At 39.5% G+C, this 9,580-nt stretch carries 8 protein-coding genes; 6 read left to right on the forward strand and 2 right to left on the reverse strand.

The window, feature by feature from the left end:
- The first annotated feature begins 109 nt into the window (after positions 1-109).
- The 4 genes from ACQRD1_RS14350 (at position 110) to ACQRD1_RS14365 (ending at position 5,364) form a co-directional block, all read left to right on the forward strand.
- A complete protein-coding gene (locus tag ACQRD1_RS14350) occupies positions 110-1,450 on the forward strand; it encodes an MATE family efflux transporter (RefSeq protein ID WP_235234016.1) in 1,341 nt (446 codons plus the stop codon).
- A 33-nt stretch (positions 1,451-1,483) separates the two neighbouring features.
- The gene (locus ACQRD1_RS14355; RefSeq protein WP_235234017.1) at positions 1,484-2,182 is read left to right on the forward strand and encodes an NUDIX domain-containing protein; all 699 of its coding nucleotides are present in this window, start codon (positions 1,484-1,486) and stop codon (positions 2,180-2,182) included.
- Positions 2,183-2,273: 91 nt separating this feature from the next.
- Complete coding sequence (locus tag ACQRD1_RS14360; protein ID WP_235234018.1) at positions 2,274-3,941, forward strand: glutamine--tRNA ligase/YqeY domain fusion protein; 1,668 nt, start codon at positions 2,274-2,276, stop codon at positions 3,939-3,941.
- 25 nt (positions 3,942-3,966) lie between these two features.
- Complete coding sequence (locus tag ACQRD1_RS14365; RefSeq protein WP_235234019.1) at positions 3,967-5,364, forward strand: PLP-dependent aminotransferase family protein; 1,398 nt, start codon at positions 3,967-3,969, stop codon at positions 5,362-5,364.
- Here the strand turns inward: ACQRD1_RS14365 and ACQRD1_RS14370 are convergent.
- Together ACQRD1_RS14370 and ACQRD1_RS14375 are read right to left on the reverse strand one after the other, a co-directional pair.
- Positions 5,341-6,009 (reverse strand): YczE/YyaS/YitT family protein, encoded by a 669-nt coding sequence (locus tag ACQRD1_RS14370; RefSeq protein ID WP_235234020.1) that lies wholly within the window; start codon positions 6,007-6,009, stop codon positions 5,341-5,343. The two genes, ACQRD1_RS14365 and ACQRD1_RS14370, sit on opposite strands and share 24 nt — an antisense overlap.
- A 124-nt stretch (positions 6,010-6,133) precedes the next feature.
- The gene (locus ACQRD1_RS14375) at positions 6,134-6,436 is read right to left on the reverse strand and encodes a hypothetical protein (protein WP_235234022.1); all 303 of its coding nucleotides are present in this window, start codon (positions 6,434-6,436) and stop codon (positions 6,134-6,136) included.
- Positions 6,437-6,605: 169 nt separating this feature from the next.
- Here ACQRD1_RS14375 and cls point away from each other — a divergent pair, with 169 nt between their 5' ends.
- Both cls and ACQRD1_RS14385 read left to right on the forward strand, forming a co-directional pair.
- Positions 6,606-8,168, forward strand: a complete 1,563-nt coding sequence (gene cls, locus ACQRD1_RS14380; RefSeq protein ID WP_235234023.1) for a cardiolipin synthase — start codon at positions 6,606-6,608, stop codon at positions 8,166-8,168.
- 138 nt (positions 8,169-8,306) lie between these two features.
- Positions 8,307-9,580: adenylosuccinate synthase (locus ACQRD1_RS14385; protein WP_235234024.1), on the forward strand; the 1,274-nt coding region annotated here is incomplete at its 3' end.

Raw genomic sequence — 9,580 nt, forward strand, 5'->3', positions numbered from 1 at the left:
CGCCTTGGTAAGGCGGAGGTCGGCGGTTCGATTCCGCTAGGCAGCTTACAGAAAACCCTTGATTGATATCAAGGGTTTTCTTTGGTATGTGGAAAAGAGGGAACAGAAAATGAAGAAAACAACAATTATGACAGAAGGATCTATATGGAAGAAGCTTCTGATGTATTCTATACCGCTGATCTTGGGAAATTTATTTCAGCAGTTATATAATACAGTGGACTCTATCATTGTGGGGAATTATATTGGAAGTGAAGCACTTGCGGCGGTAGGATCAAGTGGAAGTATCATTAATCTGTTGATTGGATTCTGTGTAGGAGCGTCCGCGGGGGCGGGAGTAGTCATTGCACAGTTTTTTGGTGCGCAGGATAAAGAGGGCGTCAGAAAAGCAGTACATACAACGCTTGCAATTGCGATTGCAGCAGGTGTTGTCATGACAGTAGTGGGGATTCTTTTGGTCCCATTTTTGTTAAGAGCGATGGGGACGCCAGAAGAAGTATTTGGACAGGCAGTGACATATCTACAAGTATACTTTGGAGGGATTTTTTTCTCTGTTATCTATAATATGTCAGCAGGAATCTTAAATGCAGTAGGCAATTCCAGACGGTCATTGATCTACTTAATGATTGCTGCTGTATCCAATATATTTCTGGATCTTTTACTGGTCGTGGTCTTAAAAATGGGAATTGTCGGTGCGGCCTTGGCGACCGACATCAGTCAGCTGCTTTCTTGTATTTTTATTCTTTTGTTTTTAACGAGGAGTCAGGAAATATATCGTGTGCGCCTGAGAGAAATCCGATTTTATGAGCGGATGCCATCTAAGATTATTAAGATTGGACTTCCAACAGGAATTCAGCATGTCGTGATTTCATTTTCAAACGTGCTTGTTCAGTCCAGTGTAAATAGTTTTGGTGCGGCTGCGATGGCTGGATTTGCGGCTTACATTAAAATAGACGGATTTAATATTCTTCCGGTTATGAGCTTTAGCACGGCGGCAACAACATTTACTGGTCAGAATATTGGAGCGGGAAAATATGATCGGGTGAAGAGAGGAATGTATGTTTCTCTGGCGATGGGAATTATCTATACGATAGCGACAGGAATTCTTCTGCTGATTTTTGCACCACAGGTAATAGGCGTCTTTACAGACAACCAGGAAGTTGTGACATATGGAGTTTATATTATGAAGTTTTTCTGTCCGTTTTACTGGTCTTTGGCAATTCTCCATGTATTGTCCGGGACTATCCGAGGGACAGGTCATACGCTGGAACCTATGTTAGTGATTCTGTTTTCACTATGTGTGTTCCGTGTCATTTGGATTACAGCGGCTTTGTCAATTGCACATCAATTTTCTTATGTTATGGTTGTGTATCCATTGTCTTGGATGGTTGGTATGATATTGATTTTGCTCTATGCATGGAAGGGAAGATGGATGCCGAAAAAAGCAGCATGATTCATATATCAGAAGTAAAAGGAGGAGATAGAGATGCCATCATTTTTAAGTGACTTGTCAAAATTTCAGGGAACGGGCGAGAAAAATGCGGATGGAAAAACGTTGGAAGAATTTTTGGAAGAATACGATCCATATCGTTATCAGACACCGAGCTGTACTACAGATGCAGTCATATTTGCGCACTCGGGAAAATTAGAGAAAGGTCTGGAAGGGTTGAAACTTCTGCTGGTTAAGCGAAGTAATCATCCAAGTATTGGTTATTGGGCATTGCCGGGAGGATTTATCAATATAAAGGAAGATCTGGATGACACAGCCAGAAGAGAACTGGAAGAGGAGACAGGTGTCAAGGGACTTGTGATGGAACAGATTGCAACTTACGGAGATTATGATCGGGATCCTCGTGCCCGTGTGATTACTACGGCATATATGTCTTTGGTTGATGAGAAAGATGTAAAGGTACAAGCCGGAGACGATGCGGCAGATGCAGTATGGTGTGAGGTAGGCCTGGAGATGACTCAGACAGAATGGACAAGGGATTGTGAGAAGAATCTGTATACACTTCGGATCCGGAACAAAAGCCGTCATCTGGATACAACGGCGCTTGTAGAACAGACAGTAGTGACAGGGTTAATAAGAGAACAGAAATTCCAGGTGAAAGAGATGGGAACGCTGGCGGCTGATCATGCAGCGATCATTGTCCATGCTCTTGTATTGTTGAAAAAACGTCTGTAAACTGCTGAAAACGGTGGAATCTACCTTGTTTCACCATATTTTTTATGATAAGATAATGTGCATAACGTAAGTATCTACAAGGAGGAGCCCTATGGGAGAAGAAACAGTTTCTAAAAATTTTATTGAACAGGAAATAGATAAAGATCTGGCGGAAGGAGTTTATACAGAGGTATGTACAAGATTTCCACCTGAACCGAATGGATATCTGCATATCGGACATGCGAAATCCATTCTTTTGAATTATGGATTAGCACAGAAATACAATGGAACTTTTCATCTTCGATTTGATGATACAAATCCAATGAAAGAAGATATGGAATTCGTAGAATCTATCAAGGAAGATGTAAAGTGGCTGGGCGCAGACTGGAAGGAACATCTGTATTTTGCTTCCGATTATTTTGATGTTATGTATGAGTGTGCTATTAAGCTGATCAAGAAGGGAAAAGCATATGTCTGCGATCTGACTGCAGAAGAGATTCGCGAATATCGTGGAACACTGACAGAGCCAGGAAAGAATAGTCCATATCGTGATCGCTCCGTAGAAGAAAACCTGCGATTGTTCGAAGAGATGAGAGACGGAAAATGTAAAGATGGTGAGAGAGTTCTCCGTGCGAAGATTGATATGGCATCTCCGAACATCAATATGCGTGATCCGGTCATCTACCGTGTTGCACACATGACTCACCACAATACAGGTGATAAATGGTGTATTTATCCGATGTATGATTTTGCACATCCGATTGAAGATGCTGTGGAAAAGATTACACATTCTATCTGTACACTGGAGTTCGAAGATCACAGACCTCTGTATGACTGGGTAGTAAGAGAATGCGAGTTTGATCCTGCGCCGCGCCAGATTGAATTTTCAAAATTATATTTGACAAATGTGGTAACCGGTAAGAGATATATTAAGAAATTGGTTATGGATGGTATTGTAGATGGTTGGGATGATCCAAGACTGGTCTCTATCGCAGCATTGAGAAGAAGAGGATTTACTCCGGAATCCATCAAAATGTTTGTTGAGATGTGCGGGGTATCCAAGAGTCAGAGCTCTGTTGATTATGCAATGCTGGAATACTGTATTCGTGAGGATCTTAAGTTGAAGAAGCCTCGTATGATGGCAGTGTTAGATCCAATCAAACTTGTGATTGATAATTATCCAGAGGGAGAAGTGGAATATCTGGATGTTGATAATAATATGGAAAACCCGGAGCTTGGAGCACGTAAAGTTCCGTTTTGCCGCGAACTGTATATAGAGCGCGATGACTTTATGATCGAGCCTCCGAAGAAATACTTCCGACTCTTCCCCGGAAATGAAGTCCGTCTGATGCACGCATATTTTGTAAAATGTGAAAGCTATGAGACGGATGCAGATGGTAATGTAACTGTGGTACATTGTACTTATGATCCTGAGACGAAATGTGGTACTGGATTTACTGGAAGAAAAGTCAAAGGAACGATCCACTGGGTGGCTGCGCCATATGCAAAGCAGGCAGAAGTTCGTCTGTATGAGAATTTGATTGATGAGGAAAAGGGAGTTTACAATAAAGAAGATGGTTCGTTGAATTTGAATCCGAATTCACTTGAAGTCCGTAAAAATTGTTATGTAGAAGACAGTTTTGCAGAGGCAAAGGGCTGCGATAGTTTCCAGTTCGTAAGAAATGGATACTTCTGTATCGATTCCAAGGACTCAACACCGGATGACTTGGTATTTAACCGAATTGTGTCTTTAAAGAGCTCTTTTAAATTGCCAAAATAAGAAACGGTAATGATGGAGTTGCCTTATGAATGAATTAACCATGAACCTGAAAACGCATTCAAAGATTCCTCTGTATGAGCAAATCTACAATTATATCAAGTCGGATATTCAAAATGGAAAAATTGCATATGGAGAGAAGTTGCCATCTACCAGAGCACTGGCAAAGCATCTGGAAATAAGCAGAAGTACGGTGGAACTTGCCTATGAGCAATTGTTGTCAGAAGGATATATTGAGTCGGAACCTTATCGGGGATTTTTTGTGGCGCAGATTGAAGAGTTATATCATCTTCAGAAAGGAAAGATTACATCTGCAAAGATATATAAAGAAAAGAAAAAGTATAAATATGATTTTACTCCCAATGGAGTAGATTTGAAAAGTTTCCCATATAATGCATGGAGAAAATTGTCAAAAGATATTCTGATGGATGATAAAACTGAATTATTCAGGGCGGGAGATTCACAAGGAGAGTATGGGTTCCGCAATGCAATCTGCAATTATCTGTATCAGGCGCGAGGAGTTAACTGCACACCAGATCAGATTATCATTGGAGCAGGTAGTGACTATATTCTTATGCTGCTCAGTACGATATTAGGGGTTCATCATCGAATTGCGTTTGAAGACCCCACTTATAAACAGGCATACCGAATGGTCAGAAGCCTGTCTTATGAGACGGCTCCGGTACCAATGGATAAGAATGGTATGAAAGTATCTGAATTAGAAAAGTCCGGGGCGGACATTGCCTATGTAACACCATCTCATCAATATCCTACAGGAGTTATCATGCCGCTCAAACGACGGCTGGAACTTCTGCGCTGGGCTTCTCAGGAAGAAGGAAGATATATCATAGAAGATGATTACGATAGTGAATTCCGTTATAAAGGGAAACCGATTCCTGCACTTCAGGGATATGATGGTGAAGATAAGGTTATCTATCTTGGAACATTTTCCAAATCCATTGCTCCGGCTATCCGTCTTAGTTATATGGTTCTTCCGAAGCCATTGCTGGAAGTGTATGATCAAAAGAGCCGGTTTGTTAATTCTACCGTTTCTAAGGTGGATCAGATGATCGTGCAGAAATTTATAGAGGAAGGGTATTATGAACGGCATCTGAATAAAACAAGAGCATTGTATAAGAGCAGACATGATGTGCTAATTGAAGGATTACGTCCAATGATGGATATCTGTAAGATATCAGGAGAACATGCGGGGGTTCACCTTCTTCTGACTTTCCATAACGGAATGTCAGAAGAAGAATTGATTCAACGGGCAGAAGCGGAAGATATTCGTGTCTATGGGCTTTCGGATTATTGTATTCAGGAAAAATATGAAGGAAATGCCACCATATTGTTAGGATACGCGAACCTTTCGGAGGAACAGATTCGAGAGGCAGTTCAGATATTAAATTGCTGTTGGAAAAAATAGTATATATACCTTTTGAATAAGTTTTTCATTAATTGGAAGGAAAATATTAGCTACAGGTCCTACACAGGCAGCACAGATCACAGTTCCGAGTCCAACTGAACCTCCCAATAGGAATCCTGCAAGGACAAAAGAAATATCTGTTATGACACGTACGATTCCGAAACTTTGTTTTGTCTTATCACTGATTACAACGGCAACCAGGTCGTTAGGACCAGTTCCTGCGTCGGATTTGATTACAATAGTCATACCATAAGCCAATATCACACATCCCAGTGCGAGAATAATAAGCTTATATGCGAGGGGACTGCTTTCCGTTACCACTGGTTTTAGGATGAGTGTAAATATATCTATAATAGGTCCTCCAAAAATCATACAAAGAACGGTGCCTATTTTAATATAGGTTTTGTCTGTTGCCAGAAGAATCAGAATAATCAGGAAGCAAAGAGCGATATGGACACGTCCGTGAGTTAAAAATTCCCATCCTGTCAGATTAGACAATGTACGATAGACTCCCTGCACCAGCACATTATAGGGGTCAGAACCGAGATTTGTAAGGAGGAACAAAGTGACCCCCAGATGGGCAATCGTCAGTCCTACCATCAGAATGATTATTTTTAATAAATTTATTTTATAGTTTTTAAACATAATATTCCCCTAAACTTAGTATTGGATTTCTTTTTGTTTAGTATATCGTATCTTAAAATAAAAATAAAGTGCGTAAGTCTTGTTATCAGTAACTTACGCACTTTAATTGTATTCTTTTTACAATCTATGCTTCTTCCGTTGATTCTTCCGTATCAGTACCTTCAGCTTTTTCTTCAGCAGGAGCTTCATCTTCAGGGACTGTCTCAACAGTCTCTTCTTTGACTGATTTATCAGATTGATTTAAAGAAACATATTCACGGTCTGTCACCGGTTTTAAATCACTGTCAAGATCAAAATCTTCATCTTCAAAATCATCGGCAAATTCATCATCCTCGTTGATATCTTTTTTCTTTAAATAATATATAAGGCCTGCAGCGGCACTGCTGACAGCAGCCAGACCTAATAGTTTTTTGCCCCAATTCTTCATGATTGTTATAACTCCTTTCAAATCTGTTATTGAATATATCATACCACAGTTTTTGGCAATTTTCCTCTAAAATTAATATAAAATATAAATAATATTGTAATACAAATTTCATAAATGTGTGTTACACTGTAACATATGCGAATGACAGCAGAAGGAGAAAGCAAGAATTATGAGTAAAAATCAGACAGCAGGTACAGCAAAGAAAGGTTTGTTCCGTATTATATTCAGCAGAACAGGAATCATACTGCTTTTACTTTTATTGCAGATTCTGTTTTTTGTAGAATTTATTTTTCGGGTAGAAGCGTATGCGCCATATGTCTATGGAATTATTCTGGTTCTGGAAGTCATTGTTATAGTGTACATTATTAATTCCAAAGGGAATCCGGCTTTTAAAATGACGTGGATACTGTGTGTGCTGACTTTTCCTCTGATAGGAACGGTATTTTATATTTATGTACAAATGCAGGTGGGAACGAGATTTCTCCAGGATCGTTTAGCGGTATTGAAGATTGAGACAGATCCATATATGCAGCAGGATCAGGATACATTAGGGGCTATCTGGGCAAGCAAATCGGCTAATGCACAGTTGTCTTATTATCTGTCTAATCAGCTGGGCTTTCCTACCTATCGTAATACAGAGGTGAAGTATTTTCCACTTGGAGAGTATAAGTTCAAGTATCTGACTGCAGAATTAAAAAAAGCAAAAAAATATATCTTTATGGAATATTTTATTGTAGAGGAAGGTTACATGTGGGGAACCATCCTGGATATTCTGAAGGAAAAAGTGAAAGAGGGTGTTGAAGTACGGTTCATGTATGATGGCATGTGCGCAATTTCCATGCTTCCTTATAACTATCCGACTTATTTAAAAAAATATGGAATCAAATGTAAGATGGTGAATGCAGTAAAGCCTTTTTTATCAACGACACAGAACAACAGGGATCATCGAAAAATCTGTGTGATTGATGGGAAGATAGGATTTACTGGTGGAATTAATCTTGGAGATGAATATATCAATAAAAAAGTAAGGTTTGGGCATTGGAAGGATACTGCAATTATGTTAAGAGGAGATGCCGTACAGAGCCTGACCATGATATTTTTACAGATGTGGAATGTGGACGAACGTCGGAAAGACGAATATGAAAAATATCTGACGCCAAAGCGAAAGGGACTTCATCGTGAGATGGGATATGTAATTCCTTATGCCGACAGTCCGTTTGACAATGAAAATGTAGGAGAAGAGGTATATTTTCATATTCTGAATCATGCAAAAAAATATGTTCATATCATGACCCCTTATCTGATCCTGGATAATGAGATGATAACGACACTTTTGCGTGCGGCAAAGAGTGGAATAGAAGTGATTATCATTATGCCTCACATTCCAGACAAATGGTATGCATTTGTGGTTGCACAGACATTTTATAAAGAATTGATTGAAGGAGGCGTGCAGATCTATGAGTATACTCCTGGGTTTGTTCATGCCAAAGTGTTCGTCTCAGATGATGACACTGCAACGGTAGGAACTATTAACCTGGATTATCGGAGTTTATATTTACATTTTGAATGTGGTGCGTTTATTTATAATAATTCAGAAATAGATAAAATCGAACGTGATTTCCAGCATACCCTGACAAAATGTCATAAGGTGACATTGATAGAAGTAAAGAATCGAAGTACATTTTCAAAAATTACAGGGCAGGTTCTTCGTCTTGTCGCGCCCCTGATGTAAAAAGTGAAGAAAAATATTGAAGAATCGTTGAAAATGCATTTTACAGAAGCGGGAAAATATAGTATAATTCATAAGTGGTTCCATTAGGAATACTTGATAAGAATGATAAGTTATGTTAATAACGCAGGAGGAATTGATATGGTTAAAGCAGTAGTTGGTGCTAACTGGGGAGATGAAGGAAAGGGTAAGATTACGGATATGCTTGCTGAGAAGGCAGATATTATCGTAAGATTTCAGGGAGGTGCTAATGCAGGACATACCATTATTAATGATTATGGAAAATTTGCATTGCATACTTTGCCATCAGGCGTATTCTATGGTCATACTACCAGTATTATAGGAAATGGTGTGGCATTAGATGTTCCGGTCCTTTTTAAAGAGATCCAGTCTATTGTTGACAGAAATGTTCCGATGCCGAAGATTCTTGTGTCTGACCGTGCCCAGATGGTGATGTCATATCATAAGAATTTTGATGCATATGAAGAGGAAAGATTGGGAGGAAAATCCTTCGGTTCAACCAAATCGGGAATTGCCCCATTTTATTCTGATAAATATGCAAAGATTGGTTTCCAGGTAAGTGAACTTTTTGATGACGAGTTGTTGAAAGAGAAAGTTAAAAGAGTTGCAGAGCAGAAGAATGTTCTCTTAAAGCACCTGTACCACAAACCAACAATCAATCCTGACGATCTTTATAATGAATTACAAGAATACAAGAAGATGGTAGAGCCATATGTATGTGATACTTCTCTCTATCTTCACAATGCGTTAAAAGAAGGAAAAGAGATTCTTTTAGAAGGACAGCTCGGATCCCTGAAAGATCCAGATCATGGAATCTATCCAATGGTTACATCTTCTTCTACATTGGCGGCATATGGTGCAATCGGCGCTGGAATTCCTCCATATGAGATTAAAAAGGTAATTACAGTATGTAAAGCATATTCAAGCGCTGTAGGAGCAGGTGCCTTTGTAAGTGAGATTTTTGGAGAAGAAGCAGATGAACTGAGACGTCGTGGCGGTGATGGGGGAGAGTTCGGTGCAACAACTGGGCGTCCAAGAAGAATGGGATGGTTTGACTGTGTGGCATCTAAGTATGGATGCAGAATGCAAGGAACAACAGATGTGGCGTTTACCGTATTGGATGTTTTGGGATATCTGGATGAGATTCCAGTATGTGTTGGTTATGAGATTAACGGAGAAGTGACTACAGAATTCCCAACGACACACTTATTGGAAAAGGCAAAACCAGTCTTAAAGACACTTCCAGGATGGAAATGCGATATCCGTGGAATTAAGAAATATGAAGATCTGCCAGAAAACTGCCGTAAGTATATCGAATTTGTAGAAGAACAGATAGGATATCCGATTACAATGGTTTCTAATGGACCAGGAAGAGAAGATATCATCTATAGATA

The sequence above is a fragment of the Bariatricus sp. SGI.019 genome, from assembly GCF_050315235.1.
Classification (GTDB): domain Bacteria; phylum Bacillota; class Clostridia; order Lachnospirales; family Lachnospiraceae; genus JAFBIX01.